The following is a 25729-nucleotide window of genomic DNA, read 5'->3' as shown; positions in this document are numbered from 1 at the left end:
TGATCGGGCAGCGTTACCCTACTTTCCAATGATTTGGCGCGGAATAGCACTTGGGTGCCATCTTGCCAGATTTTCGTGCGCAAAGCCGCAAGGCTTGTCCAGACTTACGTTTTTCTGTTTAAGCACGGTATGACAGGACAAGAACCTTGGGTGACTTCCGAACCGCTCCATCAAGGCATGCGCCTGATTGAAGGTGGCTTGTTTACCATGGGATCGGAGACGTTCTATCCCGAGGAAGCGCCGCTGCGCCGGGTGAAGGTCGATAGCTTCTGGATCGATGAAGTGCCTGTGACCAATCGCGATTTCGCGCGCTTTGTTGATGCCACAGGCCATATCACGCTTGCCGAGATTGCGCCTGATCCCAAAGATTACCCCGGCATGTTGCCGGGCATGGACCGGGCCGGATCGCTGGTGTTTCACAAAACCGCAGGGCCGGTCGATACGGCTGATCCCGCCAACTGGTGGCACTTTGTGTTCGGCGCGTGCTGGAAGCATCCGCTGGGGCCGGATAGCGATTTGGCGGGGCTTGATGATCATCCGGTGGTGCACATCGCCCACGCCGATGCCGAAGCTTATGCCAAGTGGGCGGGCAAGGCGCTGCCGACCGAAGCCGAGTATGAGTTTGCCGCACGCGGTGGCCTTGACGGTAAGGATTATGCGTGGGGTGATGAACTGGCGCCCAATGGGCAAATGCGCGCCAACTACTGGCAGGGCCTGTTTCCCTTTGCCAACCAGTGCCTTGACGGGTGGGAGCGGACTTCGCCGGTGCGGACTTACCCGGCCAATGGTTATGGCCTTTATGATCTGATCGGCAATACGTGGGAATGGACCGCCGATTGGTGGCAGGAAAATCCCGCTGCGGCGGCAAAGAAAAGCAAGGACGCGTGCTGCACGATCAGCAATCCGCGCGGCGGCAAATTGCGCGATAGCCTTGATCCGACACAGCCCCGCGTAAAGATAGGCCGCAAGGTGCTGAAAGGCGGATCACACTTGTGCGCAGCGAATTATTGCCAGCGCTATCGCCCCGCCGCACGCCATCCTGAAATGGTCGATACATCCACCACGCACATCGGGTTTCGCTGTGTTGTCAGGGTATAAGGCAGGCGGGCGGGCAGGGGCCAAAGCCGCTGCCCGCCAGAACACCGTCAGCCATCGAGCGCCGTGATATCGGCCCAGAAGTTATCCGCCCCGCGCGCGACGACCTGCGCGCCAAGCACGCCTGACCAATAGGCATCGCTGCCGAATTCGGAACGCCACGCCCAGAGCCTGCGCGTGAGCGGGTGCAGATCATATTCGATGGTAAAGCCGATAGCGCCGTGCACCTGATGGGCAAGCGCGGTGCCGATGCCGATGGCCCGGTTGGCGCGCAATTTGGCCGCAGCAGTTTCGAACGGGGCTGATCCGCGCGCCATAGCCTGGAACGCGCCCATCGCGGCGCAGTTTGCAGCGGCGGCTTCGCAGGCAAATGTCGCAAGATTCTGCTGTACCGCTTGGAACTTGCCCAAAGGCCGCCCGAATTGCTGGCGATCATTGGCATAGCCAACCGACTTGGCCAAGGCCGCATCCATCGCGCCCGCAATTTGCGCCACGCGGGCCAAAGCGCCGATGGCAAAGACATCGGCTTCGATGCAGGTGACGGGCACGTTTTCGCATGTTGCATGTTCGCGCGCTTCGCCAGCCACGCTGGTTTGATCTTCCAGCGCAAGCGCCGCTGTTTCGATGACCATCGATCCGCCGGTGGGGTAGGGAGCCACGATAAAGCTTGAGCCTTTGCCAAAGCAGATGCCGCCGATCGTGCCGGTGAAGCGATCCCCGTCCATCGTGCCGTTGGCAGAGCTTGCGATCGTGCCGCGCCCGTCATTGCGGCCTGCCAATGATGCGGCAACAACCGCTTCAACAACAGGCAGTTGCAAGGCGTTGTAGCCAGCCAGTCTGAACACGATCAGGGCGTCTTCCCATGATCCGCCAAAACCGCCTTGCTCTTCTGTCAGCAGTAAGCCGTCCAGCGCGAGATCGCTGATGTCGCTCCAACTGGTTTCAATCGTGGCGGACGTGCCAAGGCTTGCGAAAAGATTGCTGGCCATGTCTGCCAGCATGCGCTGCTCGTCGTTCATCGCAGGCCAAGCCCCCGTGCTATGATACCTTTGAGAATTTCGCGGGTGCCTCCGCGCAACGAAAATGACGGTGACATCTGAAGCAGATAGCCCAGCGCCAGCCCGAGTGCATCCGGCCCTGAAGGATCGACATTCACCGCAGCCTGCACCAGTTCGGGCAAGGCTTGTTCATAGCTGTTGCCCATGTCTTTCACCATCGTGGCTTCCAGCGCCGGATCTTCGCCGCGTGCGATCTTGCAGGCCACCGCCGTGCTCATCATGCGCAAAGTCCATGCTTCGGCGGTCAAGCGAGCAATCAGCGCATTGATTTCAGGCGATGCGGCCTTTTCGGCCACGCGGATCAGTTCGATCAGCAGCGACAGCGAGGAGAGATAGCGTTCGGGGCCGGAGCGCTCCAACGACAATTCCGCCGTGACCTGCTGCCAGCCATTGCCTTCGGTACCGACCAGCGCGGTGCCGGGAACGCGGACGTCCTCGAAGAACAGCTCGTTGAAATCATGGCCGCCGGTCAGATCGATGATCGGGCGGATGGTGAGCCCCGGTGCGTCCATCGGGACGACAAACTGCGAGAGCCCCTTGTTGCGTTCCGATCCTTCTTCGGTGCGGATCAGCGCAATCATCATGTGCGAGTGATGGGCGTTGGTGGTCCACACCTTCTGGCCGGAAATGATCCAATCGTTGCCATCCCGCCGCGCGAACGTGCGCACCGAGGCAAGGTCGGAGCCTGCCCCCGGTTCGGACAGGCCGATGCAGGCAAAAACTTCACCGCGCGCCATGCCGGGCACCCAGCGGCGCTTGTCCTCTTCGCTGCCATAACGCAGCAGGAGCGAACCTGTTTGCCGGTCAGAAATCCAGTGCGCGCCGACGGGGGCGCCAGCCGCAAGCAATTCTTCAAGCACGATATAGCGCTCAAGTGCGCTGCGTTCATGGCCGCCATATTCTTTGGGCCATGTCATCCCGATGAGCCCCGCCTGTCCGAGCAGGCGGCTGAATTCTGCGTCTGCCCTGGTCCAGCAATTGGCGCGCGAGACAGCGTCACCCGGCCTGTGGTCGGCGACGAGTTTGCGCACTTGCGCGCGCAATTCCGGCGCTGTGGGTGGCCAGGCGACCCGTTCCGTCACAAATGTCTGCACGCTATGTTCCTGTATTTGCCATTCTGGAATATCCTCCCGGTCCTGCACGATTTTTGCAATCGTTCCAAGGCCGCAGCAGACTTATCGCATTCTTGTTGCGCCAACGAAACTGCACATATGCGCATCTTTGCGTTGTTTGTTTGGCCCATTGGCAGGTCTAGGCATCCGCAAAAGGTGCCAAGTTTATGAAAAATGCGCTATCATGTTGAAATGAATGGGACTCGCGGATCATTGATGGACAATGGGCGGCTGCGGGAAATCGCCGTGATCCTGAAACGCGCTTATGCACTAGCGTCGATCGAGCCACCTGCCTCGGTCGGGGACATTCTGATGGCTGACATGCTGGAAGCATTGGATAATCCGGAACTGCGCGATGTTCTTCGCGAAATCAAGGAATTGCAGGCGGAGCAACTCGAGCGCGTTGAACGGCTTTTGTCGCGGCATGCCGACAATGATCCCTGACGGCTAAGTTAAACAACTATTAACCATATAAAATATTGAGAGAAAACAGAGTTAACCGATTTTTATCGCAAGAGTTTGCACAATCAAGCTGCTGTCGCTAACGGTGTAGCAACAATTAGAAAATATGGGTCGCCTTACGGAAAAACACGTGGGGGCGTCAGCATGAATTTCGGGGTTTCAGGTAGAGCCGCTTTGCAGCGTGGTATCGCGCGTTTGGCGGCAGCGGGCTTGGCCTTTGCGGCGCAGCAGGCTTATGGCCAAGATATCAATCCGCAAGCAGGCGCATCGGCCCCGACGCGTGACGATATCAAGGGTGTTACCAGCCAGCAGACGCCTGCGCCTTCACGCCTGACGGTGAAAGGCGATATCGAGCGTTCGCCATGCCCTTTGGCAGATCCCCAATATGCCAATATCAAGATCAAGATCGCCGACGTTACGTTTGGCGGGTTGAAAGAGACCAGCCCCGAAGAACTGGCACAAGTATGGCAGCCTTATGTCGGGACAGAGCAATCGGTTTCGGTACTGTGCGAAATCCGTGATGCTGCGGGCACTGCGTTGCGCAATCGCGGCTATCTGGCAGCCGTGCAGGTGCCCACGCAGAAGATCGAAGATGGCCGTGTGCGGATGGAAGTCCTCTATGCGCGGATATCGTCGGTGCGGGCGCGCGGCGAAACCAAGGGGGCCGAGCGCAAGCTGCAACAATACCTTGGTGCGTTGACCGAAGGCGAAGTGTTCAACATCAACCGTGCCGAGCGCTATCTGCTGCTGGCGCGCGATCTGCCCGGCTATAATGTCCAACTCACACTGCGCCCCGCAGGCACGGGCGCGGGTGATCTGGTCGGCGAAGTCAGCGTGCTGCGCGAACCTTATGCCGTAGACCTGACGCTCCAGAATCTGGCTTCCGAGGCAACGGGCCGGTTTGGCGGGCAAGTGCGCGCGCAGGCGTTCGGGATCACCGGCCTTGGTGATGTGACCTCGCTTTCCTATTACGCCACGCAGGACTTCAGCGAACAGCACATCTTGCAAGGCAGCCACGAATTCCGCCCCGGCAGGAACGGGCTGATCGTTGGCGCGCAAATGACGTACGCGTGGACCAACCCCAACGTGGCAGGTCTGCCTGCGGGCGTCAGGATCGAGGCGCGTACCCTGTTTGCCAGCCTCTATGCCCGCTATCCGCTGAAGCGTGCGCAGGCGGGCAACAGGTGGCTTTCGGGCGGGCTGGACCTGATCAATCAGGACGTCGATTTCATCGGGCCGCTGTCGCGCGATAAAGTGCGGGTAGGCTGGGCGCGGTTTGACATGGACGGCATTGATCTCAGCCGCCCCCGTCCAGCCTGGCGTTATAGCAATTCGCTGGAAGTGCGGCAAGGCCTGGCCATCCTTGATGCGACAAACGGATGCACCGGTGCTGCTTGTGTGGGGCTGACGCCTCCCAGCCGTACTGACGGCTCACGCAGCGCCACGACGGTGCGCTGGCAGGGTGAATATGAACGCTCGTTCGGTGATATTTCGTTCCTGCTTGCACCGCGCGCGCAATATGCGTTCAAGCCATTGCTGAGCTTTGAAGAGTTTTCCGCTGGTAACTTTACCATCGGGCGTGGTTATGATCCGGGCGAACTGATCGGCGATGATGCGATGGGCAGTAGCGCGGAAATGCGCGGTCCTCGGTTTGGTCTGTCGCGCGGCAGCAAAGTGCGCATCCAGCCGTTTGTTTATTTCGATGCAGCATGGGTGTGGAATAAGGACCGTGCCGGATCGCAACGGCTTACCTCTGCCGGGGGCGGCATTCGCAGCGAAATCGGCGCGCGCTTCCGGCTGGACGCCACATTGGCCGTCCCGCTTGAAAAGGTCGGCTTGCAAGCGCTCAAATCCGACCCCCGTTTTCTTCTTACGCTGACTACGCGTCTCCTGCCGTGGAGTGCTTTCTGATGCGCCCGATCCCGTCACTTTCCCGCAAGCTCGTTTCGGCCTCCAGCGCCGCACTGGCAACAGCGCTGCTCTCGCACGCACCGGTGGCGCAAGCGCAATCGTTTCAGGGTACGGTCAATGGCCCGGGGGCAGGCTCGTTTTCAGTCAGTATCGGTTCCGGCGTAACCGATATCAGTATCAGTGGCGACAGCGCGGTTATCAATTGGCTTCCGTCTGATAACGCGATTACGGGCGGCCCGATTAATTTCCAGACCGCAGGCACGACCGCGACATTTACCCGCACAGACGGTTCGTTTGACAATTATGCAGTACTGAACCGCATCATCCCGTCAGGTTCGACAAGGTCTGTCCAGTTCAATGGCAACGTCGTGTCGAATATCAATGTGTCCGGTACAGACGTTCCCGGCGGTAACATCTTCTTCTACAGCCCCGGCGGCATCATCCTTGGTTCAACCGCAAACTTCGACGTCGGCAGTCTCGCGCTCACGACCCTCGATTTAGAGTACGATAACACAGGCAATTTCGGCACGGCGGGTACATACAATTTCAATCCATTCGGCTCGCTCACAACCAATGCTTTGGTTCCGGGCTCCGAGGTCCGCATCCTCCCCGGCGCGACGATCGATACAACCACCAGTAATTCCTATGTCGCTCTCGTGGCTCCGCGAATTTATAACGGCGGCACCATTACCGTAAATGGATCAGCTGCATTAGTGGCAGCTGATTCTGCTGAAATCACCTTCTCCCCCAGCGGGCTATTCACGATAACGGTCGATGACGGCACCAGCGCAACGGGTACGGTCATCGAGAATGTAGGTACGATCACCGGCCCTGCTGCTTTGAGTGTCGCAGACACCCGCCGCATTTACATGGTTGCCGTTGCCAAGAACGACGCAATCACTATGGCCATTGGCAGCGGCAGTCAGCTTGGCTTTGCCATTGCTGGCGCTGCCAACATTGATGGCAATACCATCATTTTGTCGGGCGGCAATAATCTAGGCCTATTCAGCGGCAGTCAAACTTTTGTCCCATCGGCTGGCGGTACAGGACAGGTCTCTGTCATCGGTGGCGACGCGGACATCACTTCAAACTTTGTTGCGAGGGTAAACGGAGGCGTAAACCTTGGTTCAAACCTTGCGCGTGGGCTTAACTTTGCCTCTAATGCTGGCATCATAGCCACTGGAGCCAGCTCCAGCCTCTTTGCCAATGCTGGCGGCGTGTTAAACGTTGTTGGCAATCTCTCGATCAGTGGCAATCGATTTTCTGGTATGGGGCCGATTGTCGGCAATGACGTGTCAATTTTGGCCGACTCTAGCGGTGTCGCCAATCTTAACGCCAGTGTGGCGCTGAACTCGGAAGGCTTTGGTGCCGCAGCATCTTCGCCCGGATCAACCGGATTGAGCGGTACCGGCGGCTTGGCGACCATTCAAGCAAGCAACGGTGGCCAGATCACCATCTTGGGCAATGCCGGGATTAATGCCAACGGTTTTGGCGGTGGAGTTCAGGCCTCGTCTGGTGCTGGCGGTACCGGTCTTGGTGGCAGTGCCAATATCCTTGCAGCAGGTACGGCAGGTTCATCGGTTGCGATAACTGGAGGCGTTAGTGTAAGCGCTGTCGGTACAGGGGGGGCTGGTCTCTTTTGTTCAACCTGCCTACCGACCGGCGGAGATGGTTTCGGTGGCCTCGGCACAATCAGTGCGGCAGGTGACCACACCATAACGATCGGTGGTTTTGTAAACATCGAAGCGAGCGGCATTGGTGGCGATGCGCAGGAAGGCTTGGCCGGAAGCGGTACCGGCGGCCTCATTGATGTTTCCGGGAGTAACGGGGGCAGCCTAACGTTTGCTAATACGTTTGCCGATACGATTATTGCAGCCGAAGGTGTTGGTGGTAATGCCACAGGTTTTGGCCAAGGAGGCAACGGCACAGGCGGCATAATCAATGTTTTAGTCTCAGGGGTCGGTCCGGACACGACGACTTTTAATGGTGGGGTTTCGGTTAGCGCGCAGGGTCTTGGTGGGTCGAACCCTGATGTGGGCAGCTTCGCTTCGAATGGAACCGGCGGCGAGATTTATATTGGCGCGCGTGATGGGCACACGCTCGATTTCAACGGAGCCTTGACTGCCAATGCTGGTGCTCTTGGCGGTAGTGGAAACGCTGGTGTGTCCTTCGGTACGGGCGGTCAAGTCAACCTTGATGCGCAAACAGGTGGTACGATAACCGTCGCCTTTGGGACAGGGTTGCTCGCCAATGGCCTTGGTGGTGGCACGGCTATTCCGTTTCCTCAAAGTACCAGTAGCGGTGGCACAGCTGAGATCACCTTGAGTAGCGGCGGTTCAATCCAGTTGGACGGATCATTGGATATCGAAGCTTTCGGGCAGGGGTCCAACGTCGAAGAAGAAGGTCCGGCGGGGCATGGTCTGGGCGGAACAGCCAGAATCTCCGGCACTGGGGGCAGTGTGTTCTCCGTTGCAGGAGCGACCAATCTCTTGGCCACTGGCATAGGTGGCAACGCGTTGGATACTATCTTCTCCTTGATGCAAGGTGGTGACGGAACCGGCGGAACCGCAGCGGTAGATTTTAACGGTGGTTTGGCAACATTTGGCCAGAATCTCACTTTAAACGTCGCCGGCCTAGGTGGTGAAGGTGGTGCTGGAGACCTTACCACCACGGGCGGAGTTGGCACCGGCGGTCTTGCAACGCTTAGTGCCGGAACCCCCTCAGTCCTTGGTAATGGCGGGGTGATTTCGGTCATCGGTCAGACGCAGCTGAATGCAAGCGGCACCGGCGGAGAGGCATTCGGCGCTGGGACCGGGATCGGCGGTCAAGCCAATATCTATGCCTATAGCGGCAATGTAACACTCGCGAACGTGAACATCACCGCGTTTGGTTTGGGCGCCAATGGCGTTGCATTTGATTCAGGTGGCGGCCTTTTGGGCGCGAACGGCGGTGCCGGCTCGGGCGGCACTGTCAACATCTTGGCAGGCAATGCACTTTCCGGACCTTCTGCGATCTCGGCTGGTTCCGTATCCGTTAATGCCACTGGCACAGGTGGTGCCGGAAGCAATGCTATCGATCCCGGTCAGGCGGGCGGAGGTGGTGGTCTCGGTGAGGGGGGCACTGTTTTGGTTGCTGGCAGCGCCGGCAATGGAACTTTGCAGACAGGGGGTCTTCAAGCAATTGCTTCTGGCATAGGCGGGCTGGGTGGCAGTGGCATTGAAGCTGCTGGCGGCAATGGCGGTGAAGCTGCGGGCGGACAAATTCGGACCGGCTTGATAAGCGGGACCGATACCGGTTCCCTCAACCTTGGATCTGCCACTTACGGAAGTATCGCTGCTTTGGCCAATGCCGCGGGCGGTAATGGTGGCGCAGGCGATGTCAATATCGCCGGGGCTATTGGCGGCACTGGCGGCAACGCCACCGGCGGCGGCGCAAGGTTGGTTGTTGAAGGTGGTACGGTCACGATCAATGGCTTGGCCTCTTGGGAAGCTAACTCATTGGGTGGTCAAGGCGGATCGGGCGCTTCAACCGGCAATGGCGGAAATGCTGCCATCGGCAGTACCGATCCATTTGCAATTGCGGGAAGCTCGGCTTTTGTAACAAGCCGGTCCGGCCAACCTTCACAACGCGGCAATCTTGTAGCCCAAGACTTGATCTTTGCGTCTTCAGCTACTGAAGGAACAGGTCTGATTAACGGGACGCAAGCCAAGCTTGGCAGTGCGGCCCAGTTCATCATCAAGGACAGCTCTGTCTCTGCAACCAACATATCTCTGTTTTCGTTGGCAAACAATGCAGCGAATTTGGCAATTGTTGATCCGATTTCGCTGGCCAATTCCGCAGTAACCGTCACTGGCGTGTTCCAGCTCAATTCGTCGACCTCAACGTCTCTTACCCTCGATCAATCGACGCTGGCAGCAGGAACGGTCGCAATCGGAGCGGCGAACTGGGTGCTCGATCCGGTCGTGCCTGCAACGCTGGGAACCTTGACCGGCACCACGGCGCTCACTTTGAGCTCCGGGCAGAACCTTGTCGCCCATGCCAATCTGGCAACCCAAAGCACGCTTGCGCTTGGCGCTCTTGGCGCGATCGACCTTGGTTCGATATCGGCCGTTGGTTTGGTTGAAGCAATCGCAGGCACAACATTGTCGCTTGATGATGTTACAGCCGGGGCCTTGGACCTCTCGGCCACGGGCTTAATTGATGTCGGTAATGTCACGGTAACCGACTCTATTACCGCTGAAAGTCTTGCCAACATCACCACCGGCAACCTTGTCGCGGGCATGGGTGTGCCAACCGGATCAAACGGCGATTTGAACTCTGTGAGGCTTCGCTCTGGCGGTAGCATTGCCACGGGCACGATTTTCGCAGCTTCGAACCTCGGCATCGTTGCCACAAACGCTATTTCAACGGGCGAGGCAACGGCTTACGATATGCTGTGGCTGGGCGGAGGAAGCGTTTCAACCGGCGGGCTCAACGCCTCCAACCGCGTGCTCATAGCCAATGCTTCGATGGAAGCCATCGGACAACTGGCCATTGGCTTTGACGCCAATCTTGTGTTCGCCGCCACGCCTGTTGTGCCAACATCCGGCCCGATCACGATCAATGGCCCGGTATCTGCCACGTCCTTTAGTGCGGCAACGCAAGGTGCATTTACCAGCGGCGCGATTACAGTCGTTGCCTCGACCACCGGCTCGGGCAGTCTGCTTGTCAATGCAGGGGGCGTGCTAACCGCAACAGATTTGACGGCGCGCAATGCGCTTGCCTTGTCTGCCAGTGGGTCGATTTCCACAGGAGCGTTGGTTTCCGATTTGCAGGGTGTCAGCGTCAACACGCTGAATGGCAGTATCGCAACCGGCGCGATCACCGCGCGCAACGATGTAACGCTTGGCGCATCGCAGGCGCTGACGGTGAATGGAAACATAGATGCACGTTCAGTATTCGGAACAGCAGGCGCAAACTCATCGTTTGGTGAAATTGCGTCAAACGGGGCCATATCGCTGTCGGCCCTTGGTACGATGGATGTCGAAAGAGCAAATGCTGCCGCAGACATAAGTCTTGAAAGCATCGGTAATCTGGTTGCTGGCGACCTTGCTGCTGGTGGAGGCACGCCAACCGGAATGAATGGTGAATTCAACTCGATCAACTTGCGTTCGGATGGTGGCATCACCGCCGGCGTGCTCTTTGCCGGATCAAACCTGAATGTCTTTGCCAATGGCGACATCAGCACCGGGCAAGCCACGGCTTACGATCTGCTGCTGCTGAGCGGGGGCAGTGTTTCGACGACCAATTTGAATGCATCCAACCGCGTTCTCATTGCCAACCGGTCGATGGAAGCCATCGGGCAACTGGCCAATGGCTTTGACGCCAATCTTGTGTTCGCAAGCCCTGTTGTCGCCACTGGGGGGGCGATCTCGGTGGGAGCGGTATCTGCCGCTGCGTTTACGGCGGCCACCCTGGCGGAGTTTGCCAGCCAGTCGATCACTGTGCTGCCATCGACCACTGGATCGGGCAATCTGCTGATTACCGCAGACGGCGCATTGAACGCGGACAATCTGGTAGCGGCCAACAGGCTAAACCTTGTGGCAGGAGGCGCCCTGAGTACCGGATCATTGCGTTCTGACACCCAAGGGGTGAAAGTGGCTGCATTAAGCGGCAATGCGACGACCGGCGCAATTACTGCGCGCAACGATGTTTTGATCAGCACACCGCAATCACTGAGCGTGGGTGGCCCGATCAACGCGCGCGATGTCGTGCTGCTGGCGGGCGCAGACGTGTCGACTGGCGGGGTGTTTGCAGGGGCATCTTCTGCCAACCCGGTCAATCCTGCCCAAAGCACCAACCCTACAGGCCGCGTCCTGATCGCCAGCAACAGCCTTGCTGCGGAAAGCTTCCTGCGCTCGGCATCGGTTGATTACGCAGCCTTGCTGGCAGCTTCCCCTATCCGGACCGGCGGCACCGTCAATGTCGGTGCGGTCAGTGCAGGCCGGTTTGTTTCCTACAGCCAAGGCGCGATGACGGGTTCGGCCATAACGACCAGCGCTTTGCTCGATGTTGAAACAGGCGGACGGGTGAACATTACCCAGCGCTGGATATCGCCCCTTGCCACTATCGCTTCGGCAGATATCCGGATCATCGATAATGGCAGCCTGACCGATGCCGCTGGACGGCCTGTTCTATCGGGGCTTCATTCAACCCCGACCGGCAGCATCCGCCTCGTATCCATCGGTGGCGAGCAGACGTTGATCGGCGATGGTCTTATCGGCACTGGCTATGCCCTGTCGGCTGCAGAGTTCGGGCTGATCTCGACGGGCGACTTGGTGATTGGCGCTTCCAGCAGCACCGCCAGTTCCGCCAGCATGCGGATCGGCAATCTGGCGCTGACAGCGGGTGGAACTGTCGGCCAAAGCATCGTGGCGGGGCCTAGCGGCCGCATCCTGTTTGCCACTGGCAACCGTAATACCCAAACCATGGGCGGTTCAATCCGCATTACCGGCAATGTAACGGGCAGCGGCTTTGCGGGCAGCAATGTCCTTGAATTTGCAACGGGCCGGTTTGAACTCGATGCCGCCACCGGCTCGCTTTCGCTCACGCAGACCGGCACCGCGCTGGGCGGTACGGTCGAGATTGCGGCGGCCAATATCCACATCGCCAGCGGGTCCATTCTGGAGCGGTTGGCCGCCGATCCGTTCTATGTCGGGTATGTTGATGATCTTAACAATGCTGCGGCGGTCAGCCGCCCTGAAGGTGTTTTGCGCGCGCTGGGCCTTGATCTGTTCCCCACCGGAACGCTCTACATCCAGAATACCGGTACGGTCCTTGATCCCGCCGGATTCTTTGCCGATTTCGCACTCTCCGAGGTAACCCCGCCGGCCAATGCGAGCCCTGCCAGCATCGCGTTGATCGTGAACGGCAAATGGCAAACCCCGGCAGGCGTCATCGGGGGAATTGCCGCGCGCGATCTTGTCGTCAACAGTATCGATACACTGGCGCTCTATACGGCAAGCAGCGCTGTCAATGGTTGTGCCCTCAACGCTGCTTCCTGCACGGCGACGCAGGAACTGCTGGACCCGACGCCTGCGATTACCGGCCAGATTGCGATTGTTTCCACCAACGTGCTTGGCAACACACCGCAGTTCACGCCCGATCCCGCATCATCGGTAAGTGTCGCAAGCGACGAGAGTGCGCAAGCGACGGAAGAGGCGCAGGAAGAGGCTGAGGCAGCCGTAGCCGCTGCAATTACCTCGGAAAGCGCCTCCAGTCCGATCGCGCCCCCGCCGCAGATCATTGACAGCGCGCCGCTTCAACAAAAACCCCCAATTGATCAACCGGTTGCGGGCAGTGGCAACCCGTCGCTGATCGGTTCGGCAGTCAATGAAAACAGTGCAGAAGGAACCGCACAGTGAGCACCCAGAACTGCGCACCGGCCAGCCGGATCGTCCGTCGCGCCAGCCTGCTCGGGCAGGCCGCACTTGTTCTTTCAATTGCCGGGCTTTCCGTCCCGGCGCTGGGCGCGGGCAAGGACGGGCAACCGCTCTCGGTGCGCAATTCTTTCCGCGTCGGCACCAGCGGCGTCACCTGCACAGCGCAAAACGCTCCGCTCGACAAGCGGTTGAACGGTTTGTTTGACCGCGGCTACCGCCTGACTTGCCGCGATGCTGCCGGAGCTATCGGCACGATGATCGCGGTACGCCGCGATGTTGCTATTGCGGCCGAGCCATCGGACTTTGCCGGCGTTGCGTTTGATTGCAGTGCGCCGAAAACGGTGGCTATCACCGGATTGGGCAATGCCGATGCCGTTACTTGCACAGACGCGAAAGCTGGCATCGATTATAAAAGATACGTCGTAAAGCACGGAAAAGTAACGTATTTCGTGGAAGGTCTGGCGGGTTATGATCCGGCCTTGCAGCTTGCGCTTGCCAGTGCGGTTCGCGATGCCACAGTGCCCGGCGAAATCCGCGTGGCGACCACGGAGGTGAGTGATCCTGCCGCTTTTGCCCGCGTTCAGGCCGGACAGCTTGACCGGCTGGGCGCGCGTGATGAAGGCTATTTGCGCAACAATGGCGGGCGCTATGCTGAATCGTCAGAGTTTTTTGAAGCGCTGGCGGCTCGCGGGCGTGCGTCGAATGCCGACGGTTTTGCCGAAGCACTGGCCAATCAAGGCTTGCAGCAATCCAACCTTGGCAATTTCTCTGCCGCTGATCGCCTGTTTGCACAGGCGAGCGCGTCTGCTTCGAAAAGCGATGGTGTGAGCCAGCGCCTGATCCGCAATTACCGGGCGATCAACCAGCTCAACCAGCATCGCGCGGTTGCCGCGCTGAAGGCGCTTGATGCCGATGTGACCAATATGGCCGCTTCATTCGATCGGGAAAGCCTGTCGGCAGGGGTAATCAATATGCCGCTGGCCGAGGAGATCAACCGCGAAAGTATCGCGCTCAAGCGGCTTGGCGCGGCCAATCCCGATTTGTCCGATGCCGAGCGCGCTGAAATCCTTGATGCGCAGGCCGATGCCCTGCGCGCCACGGCGGCGCGTATCCAAGGCAAGTTCGAAGTGGCGATAGCCGGTTTTCAGGCCGCTGAAAGCAGGATAGATGCGGTGCGCGGCGGACGCATTACCTCGGCGGCGTGGTTGCGCTCGGAAATCCGGATGGAACAGGCGCTGCTGGCCGAAGCGCAAGGGCGCGGTTCCGATGCCGGAGCAGCATTTGATCGCTCGATCCGCCTGATCGCCAGCGCTTTTCCGCAATCGCCCGCGCTGCTTTCGGCGCAGGCGCGCAAGGCCGGCTGGTTGGGGCGTTCGGGCGATGAGGCAGGCGCGCTCGCGCTTTATGCCAAGGTCGTGGAAGAAAGCCAGGCTGTGCCGGATGCCGGAACCACCTTGCGCGAATTGCTCGCGCCCTATTTCGGGCTATTGGCGAAGAAGGGCGATGATGCGGCGTCGACAGCGCTGTTCAACGCATCGCAAATCCTGCAACGGCCCGGCGTTGCGCAGACGCAGGCCGTGCTGGCCCGCCAATTGTCCGAAGGCAACGACGAGGCTTCGGCGCTTTTCCGCCTGTCTGTTAACCGCACCCGCGAGATTGCACGGCTTGATGCGACGGTGACTGCGCTGGGTGCGATTGACGCGCCCACCGCACAAGACCTTGCGGCATTGAAGACTGCGCAGGAAAATCTGGCGTCGATGCAGCGCGACCAGACCGCGCTTGTCAGCAAGCTGGCGGCCTATCCGCGCTATAATGTGCTTGCGCCAAAGCGCGTTACCCTTGCCGAAATGCAGAGCGCGCTCAAAACCGGTGAGGCTTATTACAAGCTGATGATTGTGGGCAATAATGTCTACAGCCTGGTTGCTACATCATCGTCTGCGCAAGTGTTCGATACTGGCCTGACACCTGACCGGTTGAACACGTCGGTTCAGGAAATTCGCGATACGATCGTCAAGGTCGAGAATGGCCAACAGGTCAATTATCCCTTTGATCTCGACAAGTCCCGCGCGCTTTACAAACAGTTGTTTTCCCCGATTGAAGAGCGGCTGCCGCAAGTGAAGCACCTGATATTCGAACCCGATGGCGGGATGTTGCAGCTTCCGCCAACCGTGCTGGTGGCATCGGACAAAGGCATGGCCGATTATGCCGAGCGCATGGAAAGCCCCGATGGCGATCCGTTCGATTTCACCGGGATCGATTGGCTGGGCAGGGGGCGCGAAGTTTCAATCGCGGTCAGCTCGCGCGGCTTCCTTGATTTGCGCAAGCTGGCTGCATCCACCGCGCCGCGCAATTATCTGGGGCTGGGCAAGAATGCCAAGCCATCGGCGCGCCCGCTGACGGCGGTGGCGGATGAATGTGACTGGCCGCTGGCCACCTGGCAAAACCCCATTTCCGCCGATGAATTATTGTACGCCCAGCGTACACTGAAGCTCGGCGGCAGTGCGGTGCTGACTGAAGCTGCGTTCAACGACAGCGCGCTGCTATCGTCCACCGATCTTGACCAGTATCGCGTCTTGCACTTTGCCACGCACGGGCTGGTCACCGCACCGCGCGCCGATTGTCCGGCAAGGCCTGCGCTGGTCACCAGCTTCGGCGCGGATGGATCGGACGGCTTGCTCAGCTTCCGCGAAATCTTCGATTTGCGGCTGAATGCGGATCTGGTGATTCTGTCGGCCTGCGATACGGCGGGCATGGCCACGGTTGCGGCCAGCCGCGAAGCGGGCGTGACGTCTGGCGGGAACTATGCGCTTGATGGTCTTGTTCGCGCATTCGTGGGCGCAGGGGCGCGTACGGTCATCGCCAGCCACTGGCCAGTGCCGGATGATTTCGACGCGACCAAGCGGCTGATCGGTGGCGTGATCGGATCGAAGCCGGGGCAGGAACTGGCAGACGCGTTGTCATCGGCGCAGAACAAGCTGATGGATGATCCCAACACCTCGCACCCGTTCTATTGGGCGGCATTCATTGTGCTGGGGGATGGGGCGAAACCGCTGGTGGCGGAAAGCGCGCCAGTAGCACCGGGCAGTGCAACACGTTAAGGCTTAGGGCTTTTGGGCGAACCAGATAATGTGTCGCCCGCCTTTTTCGCCGTTCGTGTCTACGTCGCGCGGGTCGAGCACTTCGCGCACGATCACTTCGTCCACGTCGAAGCCGGTATCGGCAAGGCGTTTGGCGAAAGCTTCGTCGTGTTCGGCTGACCAGATCGCGAGGATGCCGCCATGGCGCAGCGCGGCCATTGCGGCTTGCAAGCCATCGCGGTGATAAAGCTCGTCGTTGACTTCGCGGGTCAACCCGTCGGGGCCGTTGTCAACATCGAGCAGGATCGCGTCATAGGCCTCGCGCGCTGAATCGATCAGCAAGGCGACATCGCCATTGACCATCATCACGCGCGGATCATCAAGGCAGCCGTCAGTCAGCACATGCATCGGCCCGCGCGCCCATTCGATGATTTCGGGCACGATTTCGGCCACCGTTATCGAAGCATCGTCGGCCACACAGCCGAGTGCGGCACGCAACGTGAAGCCCATGCCATAACCGCCGATCAGCCAATCGGCCCCGGCGCGTTCACCCAGCCGCTGCTGGGTCATTGTCGCCAGTGCTTCTTCCGAGCCACTGGCGCGCGTGCCCATTAATTCGGTGTGTTCCAACAGGATGGTGAACTCGTCACCACGCTGCATCAGACGGATTTCAACGCCATTGGGGATGTGCGCCGTGCCGATCCAATCGTGCCCGGGCAGCGGTTCTAGAACTTCGATGTCCTGTACTACTTCTTGCGTGCCTTGCGCGCGGCGTAACGCGCATCGCGGGCCGCCTTGCGCTCGGCCTCGGTCATTTCGGGCTTGATCGCAGCTTGCGCCGCCTCAGCCAATTCCTGCTTGCGGGCAGCCTCGGCCGCGCGCTTTTCTTCGCGCTCTGCCAGTGCGGCGGCGCGTTTGGCAGCTTGTGCTGCTTCGCGTTCGGCAGCTTTGGCGATTTTCTCGGCCAATGCTGCGGGATCGATGACGGGCTTTGCCTGCAAACGGGCAAGCGCCTTGGCGCGCGCTGTTGCGGCTGCCGAGATCCGGTCGTTAAATCCTGGTTCCTTGTATCCTGCCATCAATCTGTACTCGAAAACCTTTAAGTTGAAAGTTGTGCCGACAGCAAAGTATCGTGCCGGCTTTGCAAGGTCTTGCCGTGATGGAAGAAGGAGCCGTTAGCGCCTGCTTTCCATGAATGCCAAGTTTGCAGGGGTGCCCCTAGCACGACTTTGCTTGCGATTGCCAGAACCGATACGTCTTTGCTGAAAAACGCTTGGATAGCGGTACTTATCCCCAGTGGTGCGGTGGACAGGATGCCCCCGGCAGCGCTAGCCGCCGACTCATGGGCATTACAGCAACAATCATGAACACCGTCACCGGACGGCCGATCCAGAAGATGACATTCGGGCGCATGCCCAAGCCTTGGGCGAGCTTCAATCTGGAAAGTGGCGAACTGGTCACCGCCGAACGGATCGACATCGGCAAGCCGGCACCGGGCAAGGTTGTGACGCCGGTGGACGTTTGGGTTACGGTTAAGCCCAAGGAATAGCAGAAAAGATTGCGACTTCCGGCAGGCTGCAAGAGCCCGGTAAGGCAGGCATGATTTCGTATGCGCAATTTTGCAATCGTCGTTTCACCGATCAGAGCAGAGTGATAAACCCGGCACCAGCCCAGGAGCAGGGGTGGCCACGCAAGGGGCTAGCCGTTGCGACAAAGCATAACGACGTTTGGAAGATCGATGCCGCGTAAACTTGAACTGCACCCGGACCGCCTCTTGCCGGTCGATCCTTCGGTTCGCGGTCTGGCGCGTGAGCTTTATGCCAGCGTTGCAGGGCTGCCTATCATCAGCCCGCATGGCCATACCGATCCGCGCTGGTTCGCGCAGGACGAGGGCTTTGGCAACGCCACCGAGATGCTGATCGTGCCCGATCATTACGTGTTCCGCATGCTCTATTCGCAAGGCATCGCGTTGCCCGATCTGGGTGTGCGCAACAAGAACGCCGATCCGCGTGCCGCGTGGCGCTTGCTGGCCGAGCGCTATCACCTGTTCCGGGGCACGCCTTCGCGGATGTGGCTCGATTGGGTCTTTGCCGAAGGGTTTGGCATTGATGTGCAGTTGAGCGCTGAAACATCTGACCACTATTACGATACGATCACCGAAAGCCTCGCCACCGAGGCGTTCCGCCCGCGCGCGCTGTTTGCACGCTTCAACATCGAAGTGCTGGCTACCACCGAAAGCCCTCTTGATACGCTTGAGCATCATGCTGCGATCCGTGCCAGCGGCTGGCAGGGGCGCGTCATAACCGCCTATCGCCCCGATCCCGTGGTCGATCCCGAATTCGAAGGTTTCCGCGACAATCTTGATACCTTCTCGGCGCTCACCGGCGAAGATTGCTGCACATGGTCTGGCTATCTGGCGGCGCACCGCAAGCGGCGTGCGTTCTTTGCGCAGATGGGCGCGACCAGCACCGATCACGGCCACCCCACGGCGGCGACGGCCAATCTTTCAAGCGCAGAAACCGAAGCGCTGTTCGCGCGCGTTGTTTCCGGCCAGTTTTCCCACGCTGATGCCGAACTGTTCCGCGCCCAGATGCTGACCGAGATGGCCGGGATGAGTGTTGATGACGGGCTTGTCATGCAGATCCACCCCGGCAGTTTCCGCAATCACAACGCCGCTGTATTCGAACAATTCGGGCGCGATAAGGGGGCTGACATCCCCATGCGCACCGATTTCGTACACGCGCTCAAGCCGTTGCTGGATCGCTATGGCAATGAGCCCCGCCTCTCGATCATCCTGTTTACGCTGGATGAAAGCGCCTATGCCCGCGAACTGGCACCCTTGGCGGGGCATTATCCCTGCCTCAAGCTGGGGCCAGCGTGGTGGTTCCATGATAGTCCCGAAGGCATGCGCCGCTTCCGCAATATGACGACCGAGACGGCAGGCCTGTATAACACTGTCGGCTTTAACGACGATACCCGCGCGTTTCTTTCGATTCCGGCGCGGCATGATGTGGCGCGGCGGATCGATTGCGGGTTCCTGGCCGAACTGGTGATGGAGCACCGCATTGAGGATTGGGAAGCGGCTGAACTGGCGCAAGACCTGTCCTACAACCTCGCAAAGAAGGCCTATAAACTGTGAGGTTGGGCGCGCAAGCCTTGGCCAATTTGCCCGCGCAAGTGGCCCGGCCGATCTATGATCGCGAAGCGCAGGCCGTGGGCATTGTCCATATCGGCATTGGCGCGTTTCACCGCGCGCACATGGCGTGGTATACCGATGCCGCGATGAATGCGGGCGACCGCGACTGGGCGATTACCGGCGTTTCCTTGCGCTCGCCCGGCGTTGCCCGCCAGATGAATCCGCAGTCCGGGCTTTATACTGTGGCAGAGCAATCGGGCGAGGGCAGCGCGCTGCGCATCGCAGGGGCGGTGCGCAATGTCTTGGTGGCCAGTGAGGAGCCCGAGGCGGTGATCGCGGCCATCGCATCGCCTACAACGCGCATCGTCAGCCTGACGGTGACCGAGAAGGGCTATTGCCGTGACGGGCAGGGCGGGCTCGATTTCGCGCTCGCCCATTCGCTGAGCTTCTATTACTTCGTGACGCAGGCACTGTTGCGCCGCCGCGATGCGGGGCTGTCGGGCCTCACCCTGCTATCATGCGATAATCTGGCCGATAACGGGGCCAAGCTGGCGGCGCTGATGCGGCACTATCTTGAGCGGCACGAACCGGATCTGGTCGGGTGGTTTGCGGATAATTGCGCGTGCCCCGGCACCATGATTGACCGAATCGTTCCGGCCACGACGGATGAAGATCGCGCGCAGATTGCCGAGGGGCTGGGCGGCCTTGCCGATGAGGCTTGCGTGGTGACCGAACCGTTCAGCCAATGGGTGATCGAGGACCGCTTTGCCGGACCGCGTCCGCGCTGGGAAGCGGTGGGCGCGGAACTGGTGGCTGACGTGGCCCCTTATGAAACCGCCAAACTGCGCATGCTCAATGGCGCGCATTCGGCGCTGGCCTATTGCGGGCTGGCGGCGGGGCACACCTATGTTCACGAGGCGGTGGCCGATCCTGCCTTGCGTGCGCTGGCCGAACGGCTTATGTGCGAAGAGGCCGCGCCAACCATCGCTGCTGCACCGGGGCAAGACCTACAGGCCTATGCGACGCTCTTGCTGGATCGCTTTGCCAACCCCGCGCTCAATCACCGGCTGATCCAGATTGCGATGGATGGCAGCCAGAAGATCCCGCAGCGCTGGCTGGAAACACTGGCCGCCCAAGCTGCCAAGGGTGGACGGCCGTGCAAGGCGATCCTTACCGCCATCGGCGCGTGGATAGCGCATCTGAGGGGTGCCAACGGTGGGGTTGATGATCCACGAGCGGCGGAACTGGCGCGGGCGGCGGCATCAACCGATCCGGTTGGCGCGCTGTTTGGGCAAGGCGGCTTGCTGCCAAGCGAATGGAGCCCTGCCGCGTCCGATATTGCAATCATCACCGCAGCAGAGTGAAGAAATCCCGGCCCGCCTTATCGCGTGGCCGGGATTGAGCAGTTACTTCAGCGCCAGCAGTTCATTGCTGCCGATGGCGGCCATCGCGAGATTGGCGGCGCGGCGCGAATCGACCCAGCGGCCATTGGCCATTTCCACGTCATAGCGTTCATCGCTGCTGGCGGCGGCGCGATAGAAACGTGCGGCTTGATCCTTGCGGCCCAGCATCTTGTATGCCGTGCCAAGGTTGATCAGCGCCAGTGGATCGCCCGCCTGCGCAAGGCCATTGCGTTCAATCCGCGCAATCGCGGCTTCGGGCCTGCCGGTCATCAATTCATGATAACCAACGTCTGTTGCAGGCGATGCCGGAGCCGGCACGGTGAGTGTCGCGGGGGCTTGCGCCATCAGGGCGGCGGCGAGGAAAAGGCTCATGCTCATGTCCGACTCTCCGTTTCAATCTTTTGTCTGAAACAGAAATTATGTGATTCTCGGCGAAGTGCAATCAAACTGTAACATTGTCACAAATCTGCAATCATTAAACCCGCTGGTTTCCGTCACTTCGTCACATTAGTCACATAACCGTCAGTTAATATGACATATAACTGTCAAGAAACCGCAAACAGGCTGTCACTTTAGACCCGTAGAGAACCCCTCGACCCGGCGGGAATTGATCCTGCCATCATCCATGGGGGATACCACGTGAAGAATTTCCACGGCCTTTTCCTGGTTGGTTGCAGCGCTTTGGCGCTCGCCGGCTGCGGCCCTACCGACATCGCCTCGCCAGGCACCGGCGGCAACGTTACCATCAACAACACGACGAACACCCCACCAGCACCCGCACCAACCCCGACGCCAACGTCGACTTTGGTGCAGGCTGCTGCTGAATGCCCCTCGATTGCTGACTCGCAAGGCCTCACCAATGCCGGCACCATTACTGGTCCAGAAGGCACGTGGCGCGTTTGCCGCCTGCCAGCCAGGTTCAACGCATCGAGCACGCTGACCAAAGCTCCCGGCGTTCTTTATGAAATGAACGGTCGCGTGCAAGTCGGTACCGATGGCGGATTTAGTCGTCCTGTTGCTCCTGCTACAGACACCAATGTTACATTGTCGATCGACCCGGGCGTGATCATTTATGCCAGCAACTCGCGTGCTTGGCTTGCTGTTAACCGTGGCAACAAAATCAACGCTGTGGGCACAGCAACCCAGCCAATTATCTTCACCAGCCTCCAGAATGTCCGCGGTCAAAATACCGAAACGTCAAACCAGCAATGGGGTGGCATCGTCCTGATGGGGCGTGCGCCTGTTACAGATTGTCAATTTGGTTCTGTAGGAACCAACAATTGTGAGCGCAGAACTGAAGGTGACGTAGATCAATCACGTTATGGCGGTGCTTTGCCAACCGACAACAGTGGTGAAATGAAATATGTTCAAATCCGCTATTCTGGCGCTGCCATTGCGGTTGACGATGAACTTCAGTCTTTGACCACAGAGGGCACAGGTTCGGGCACCAAGCTTTCCTACATCCAGAGCTACAACAGCTCGGATGACGGCGTTGAGTTTTTTGGTGGCGTCGTAAACATGAATCACTTGATTGTGGTCGGTGCTGACGATGACAGCTTGGATATGGATGTCGGGATTCAAGCAAATCTCCAATACCTTCTGCTGATCCAGCGTGACGGAGTGGGTGACTCACTCATGGAATTGGACAGCAACAATAACGAAGCCGATACCCCACGTCAGCGTGCGCGTATTTCTAACTTCACAGCAATTCAAAGGCTCGCCAACCCTGATAACGAGCGTCAAAACCAAGCCTCGTTGTTCTTCCGCGGCAATTCTGACGTTGAACTGTACAACGGCGTAGTTGTTTCACCGAACAACGAATGTATCCGTATGAACGGTTCGGGTGGGGCAAACTCCGCCACGTTGTTGGCACGTTCCGTTGTGATGACCTGCAACGCTACAAAGTACCTTGGTACCGGGACTTTCAACGCAACACAGGTTGGCGACTTCTTCGGCACGGGTGCAAACAACAACAACGATGGTTTAACCTCAACCCTCACGGGCGGTTTCATCAATGGTGCCAACGAAACTGCGGTGACACCTTTCAGCATCGTTAGCTTGTCATCGTTCTTCGCTGATCGGCCCTATATCGGCGCTGTGCGTGATAGCACTGATACGTGGTATGCAGGTTGGACTTGCAACAGCACGGCTGCAAACTTTGGCAGCACCAGCGGCTCTTGCCTCTCGTTGCCAACGACGTAATCGGCTGCCTTTCGCGATATCGGGGGGTAGCTGGCAACGGCTGCCCCCTTTCTCGCGATACAATTAAAAAACATTCCTCAGGATTATCCCCAGGGGGGACAAGGATATGACCATGCTGCGGCTCGCCACCTCGCTGCTGCTTTCAACCGCGCTGCTTTCGCCCGCGCTGGTTCATGCGCAGAACATCGCAACACCGGCTGAGGCTGACACTCCATCAAGCGATACAACCGCCACTGAGGCAGTTGACGCGACTGTGGAGCAAACTTCGGAAGAAAACCCTGTCGAAGTGTCCATCCCGGGCGGTCAGATTGTTGTGACCGGACAGCGTGATCGCAACATTCAGCGCGCTGCACCACAAGTCGTATCGATTTTGGGATCGGCAGAAATCGCGCGTACGGGCGAAGGCAACATCGCTGGCGCTCTTGGCCGCGTGACGGGTCTGAGCGTTGTCGGCAACGGTTATGTCTATGTTCGCGGATTGGGTGATCGTTATTCATTGGCAATGCTCAATGGTTCGCCATTACCAAGCCCTGAGCCGATGAAGCGCGTTGTGCCGCTTGACCTGTTCCCCTCCAGCATCATCGCATCCTCGCTGGTCCAAAAATCCTATTCGGTAAACTATCCGGGTGAATTCGGTGGCGGTGTCATCAATTTGACCACCAAATCCTCGCCAGACGAGCCTTTCATTAGCATTGGTGGCGGATTGGGCTTTGATAGCGAAACCACCAATCAGCTTGGCTATACATACTTTGGATCGAGCACGGATTGGACCGGGTTCGATAACGGGCAGCGCAATTTCACGCCAGCTTTGCAAAACTACATTACCAACGGTGATCGTACCGGTGATGATGGGGTGGATAACATTGGGCTGGGTAAGGGCGTCATTAACACGCGGAACGGTTTAACCCAGCGTATTCCAAACATGCCGGTAAACAGTTCACTCTCCCTTTCGGCAGGCAAGGCATTTGAACTTGGTGGGGCAACGCTTGGCGTAATCGCCACGGCTGGATACAGCAACAAGTGGATTACGCGCGACATTCTGAGCCAGGAATCACGGCAAGATGATTTATCGCTCTTGGAATCGGATTTCCGCCGGGTGGTGACGGATAATCGCATTGTTGCCAACGGAATGCTCGGCCTTGGCCTTGAATTTGATCGTAACAAGATCCGTTGGACCAATCTATACATCCGCGACACCTTGAAGCATACGCGAGTAAGTCTTGGTACACGTCCTCTCCAGAATGCAACCACACAAGTGCAACAGCAAGAAACAGCCTGGTACGAGCGGCAACTTATTGACACCCACTTGGTGGCTGAGTTTAAGCCGCTTGATGGTCTGGCTGTTGATTTGCGTGGCGGATATTCAAATTCTCAGCGTGAAGCGCCGTATGAAATTGGCTTTGAATATCTCCGTTCTAACAACGCCATCGATCCTCTCGGTGAGTTTTTTGTCAATAACCTTGACGGGACCTCAGGCAGCGCAAGTGTAAGTTTTTCAGACCTTAATGAGAATGTTTGGTCTGGCGGGGTTGACGTATCTTACAAGGTCTTGCCCAGCGTTACCGCCACTGTCGGGTATGCTTTTGCCGATTTTAATCGCACAAGTTCACGCCGCGATTTCCAATATCGCGCGATCAACCTACCTGACGGCGTAAGCATCTTGCGCCCTGATCATTTGCTCAGCGATGCAGTTATCGATGCCTTTGACATTCAGTTTAACGAGGTCAATCCCAATCCGACCTTCGCTGCATCATTACGCAATCATGCAGCTTATGCCAAAATCGACGCGCAATTGATGGATTCATTGCAACTTGATGCGGGTGTTCGGTTTGAAAAGGGCAACATGCGCGTTTCACCGGTGCAAGTGTTTGCCAATGCTTCACAAGACAACAGTGGCGCGCAAACACGCATCAGTAATGACTATTGGCTGCCTGCGGCTACGTTGACTTGGGAATTCCAAGACAACATGCAAGTCCGCTTCAATGCGTCAAAAACTATTGCGCGCCCTCAATTCCGTGAATTGATCCTCCAGTTCTATTTTGATCCTGATACGAACCGCATATTCACTGGTAACCCCAACCTGCAAGACAGCAAGTTGACCAATGCCGAAGCAAGGTATGAATGGTACTTTGACCGTGATCAGCGGCTCTCAGTTTCAGGCTTCTTCAAGCGGATCGACAATCCGATTGAAACTTACGTAGTTGTCGACACGAACCGCTTGTCCACCAGTTTTGCCAACGCGCCTAGGGCCGATCTTTACGGCGCTGAACTTGAGCTTCAAAAGTACTTTGATCTTTCAGATTGGGGTGGTTTTTGGGAATCACGGCGTTTGGTAACGGTTACGAACTACACTTATACGAAGTCGAAACTTAGAGTTCGCGAAGGTGACACGACATCAGTGTTCTCGATAGTTGAAGCCGATGTCCTACAACCTGCCTCGGTTCTCTTCCGGAATGGGGCTCCGCTAACTGGTCAGTCTGAACACATCGCTAACTTTCAGTTAGGACTTGAAGACACCGATGGCTTGTCGCAGCAAACCTTGCTGTTTAGCTACGCTAGCAAGCGCGTTTTTAGCCGTGGCCTTATCAACACCAGCCAACCGGACGTGTTCCAGGACCCCGGCCTGCGTATCGACTTCGTGGCGCGTCAGGGCTTCAAGCTGTTCAAGCGCGAACTGGAAATGAAGTTCGAAGCGCGCAACCTCACCGGTCGCCGTAACATCGAATTCCAACAGTCGGGCGCCAACCGCGTCGAAGTAAACAGCTATGATCTAGGTCGCGTCGTCTCGCTGTCGGCTTCGCTCAAGTTCTAAACCGTTTCACGATCAACCACCCTATGGAGGCGGCCCTTGC

Annotated in this window: 15 protein-coding genes; 10 read left to right on the top strand and 5 right to left on the bottom strand. The window is 58.5% G+C overall.

Going from position 1 to position 25729, the window contains the following annotated elements:
- Nucleotides 1-177: 177 nt before the first annotated feature.
- Nucleotides 178-1098: a formylglycine-generating enzyme family protein gene (locus IP81_RS02535; protein ID WP_054106487.1), complete on the top strand. Its 921-nt coding sequence runs from the start codon at nt 178-180 to the stop codon at nt 1096-1098.
- A gap of 47 nt (nt 1099-1145) precedes the next feature.
- On the opposite strand, the gene IP81_RS02530 is transcribed toward IP81_RS02535, so the two are convergent.
- On the bottom strand, nt 1146-2114 hold the full coding sequence (locus tag IP81_RS02530) for an acyl-CoA dehydrogenase family protein (RefSeq protein WP_054106392.1): 969 nt from the start codon (nt 2112-2114) through the stop codon (nt 1146-1148).
- Entirely contained in the window at nt 2111-3247 is a 1137-nt protein-coding gene (locus tag IP81_RS02525) for an acyl-CoA dehydrogenase family protein (RefSeq protein WP_054106391.1), read from the bottom strand. The genes IP81_RS02530 and IP81_RS02525 overlap by 4 nt, the downstream gene beginning before the upstream one ends.
- Nucleotides 3248-3511: 264 nt before the next feature.
- On the opposite strand from IP81_RS02525, the gene IP81_RS02520 reads away from it, so the two are divergent.
- From IP81_RS02520 to IP81_RS02505, 4 genes are all read left to right on the top strand, one after another.
- Nucleotides 3512-3709, top strand: a complete 198-nt coding sequence (locus IP81_RS02520) for a hypothetical protein (protein ID WP_197274491.1) — start codon at nt 3512-3514, stop codon at nt 3707-3709.
- A gap of 162 nt (nt 3710-3871) precedes the next feature.
- Complete coding sequence (locus tag IP81_RS02515) at nt 3872-5638, top strand: ShlB/FhaC/HecB family hemolysin secretion/activation protein (RefSeq protein ID WP_054106389.1); 1767 nt, start codon at nt 3872-3874, stop codon at nt 5636-5638.
- Nucleotides 5638-13041 carry a hypothetical protein gene (locus tag IP81_RS02510; RefSeq protein ID WP_054106388.1) on the top strand — a complete coding sequence of 2468 codons (7404 nt, stop codon included), beginning with the start codon at nt 5638-5640 and terminating at the stop codon, nt 13039-13041. The genes IP81_RS02515 and IP81_RS02510 overlap by 1 nt, the downstream gene beginning before the upstream one ends.
- On the top strand, nt 13038-16157 hold the full coding sequence (locus tag IP81_RS02505; protein WP_231626209.1) for a CHAT domain-containing protein: 3120 nt from the start codon (nt 13038-13040) through the stop codon (nt 16155-16157). The genes IP81_RS02510 and IP81_RS02505 overlap by 4 nt, the downstream gene beginning before the upstream one ends.
- 3 nt (nt 16158-16160) lie before the next feature.
- Here the strand turns inward: IP81_RS02505 and IP81_RS02500 are convergent, their stop codons facing one another.
- Together IP81_RS02500 and IP81_RS02495 are read right to left on the bottom strand one after the other, a co-directional pair.
- On the bottom strand, nt 16161-16856 hold the full coding sequence (locus IP81_RS02500) for a spermidine synthase (RefSeq protein ID WP_157573048.1): 696 nt from the start codon (nt 16854-16856) through the stop codon (nt 16161-16163).
- A 26-nt stretch (nt 16857-16882) separates the two neighbouring features.
- Nucleotides 16883-17215: a DUF6481 family protein gene (locus tag IP81_RS02495; protein ID WP_054106386.1), complete on the bottom strand. Its 333-nt coding sequence runs from the start codon at nt 17213-17215 to the stop codon at nt 16883-16885.
- 263 nt (nt 17216-17478) lie between these two features.
- Here IP81_RS02495 and IP81_RS02490 point away from each other — a divergent pair, with 263 nt between their 5' ends.
- From IP81_RS02490 to IP81_RS02480, 3 genes are all read left to right on the top strand, one after another.
- Nucleotides 17479-17685, top strand: coding sequence for a hypothetical protein (locus IP81_RS02490; protein WP_082355907.1), 207 nt, complete (start codon nt 17479-17481; stop codon nt 17683-17685).
- A gap of 189 nt (nt 17686-17874) precedes the next feature.
- Nucleotides 17875-19275: a glucuronate isomerase gene (gene uxaC, locus IP81_RS02485; protein ID WP_054106385.1), complete on the top strand. Its 1401-nt coding sequence runs from the start codon at nt 17875-17877 to the stop codon at nt 19273-19275.
- A gap of 17 nt (nt 19276-19292) precedes the next feature.
- Nucleotides 19293-20636 (top strand): mannitol dehydrogenase family protein, encoded by a 1344-nt coding sequence (locus IP81_RS02480; protein WP_197274490.1) that lies wholly within the window; start codon nt 19293-19295, stop codon nt 20634-20636.
- Between the two features lie 42 nt (nt 20637-20678).
- On the opposite strand, the gene IP81_RS02475 is transcribed toward IP81_RS02480, so the two are convergent.
- Nucleotides 20679-21053 carry a tetratricopeptide repeat protein gene (locus tag IP81_RS02475; protein WP_054106383.1) on the bottom strand — a complete coding sequence of 125 codons (375 nt, stop codon included), beginning with the start codon at nt 21051-21053 and terminating at the stop codon, nt 20679-20681.
- Between the two features lie 261 nt (nt 21054-21314).
- Between IP81_RS02475 and IP81_RS02470 the strand changes: the two genes are divergently transcribed.
- Entirely contained in the window at nt 21315-22877 is a 1563-nt protein-coding gene (locus IP81_RS02470; protein WP_054106382.1) for a hypothetical protein, read from the top strand.
- A 106-nt stretch (nt 22878-22983) separates the two neighbouring features.
- A complete protein-coding gene (locus IP81_RS02465; RefSeq protein ID WP_054106381.1) occupies nt 22984-25689 on the top strand; it encodes a TonB-dependent receptor domain-containing protein in 2706 nt (901 codons plus the stop codon).
- Nucleotides 25690-25729: the final 40 nt, after the last annotated feature.

Origin of the sequence: Novosphingobium sp. AAP83, assembly GCF_001295795.1 — a bacterium.
Lineage (GTDB): Bacteria > Pseudomonadota > Alphaproteobacteria > Sphingomonadales > Sphingomonadaceae > Novosphingobium.
This window is presented reverse-complemented; position numbering and strand designations above follow the sequence as displayed.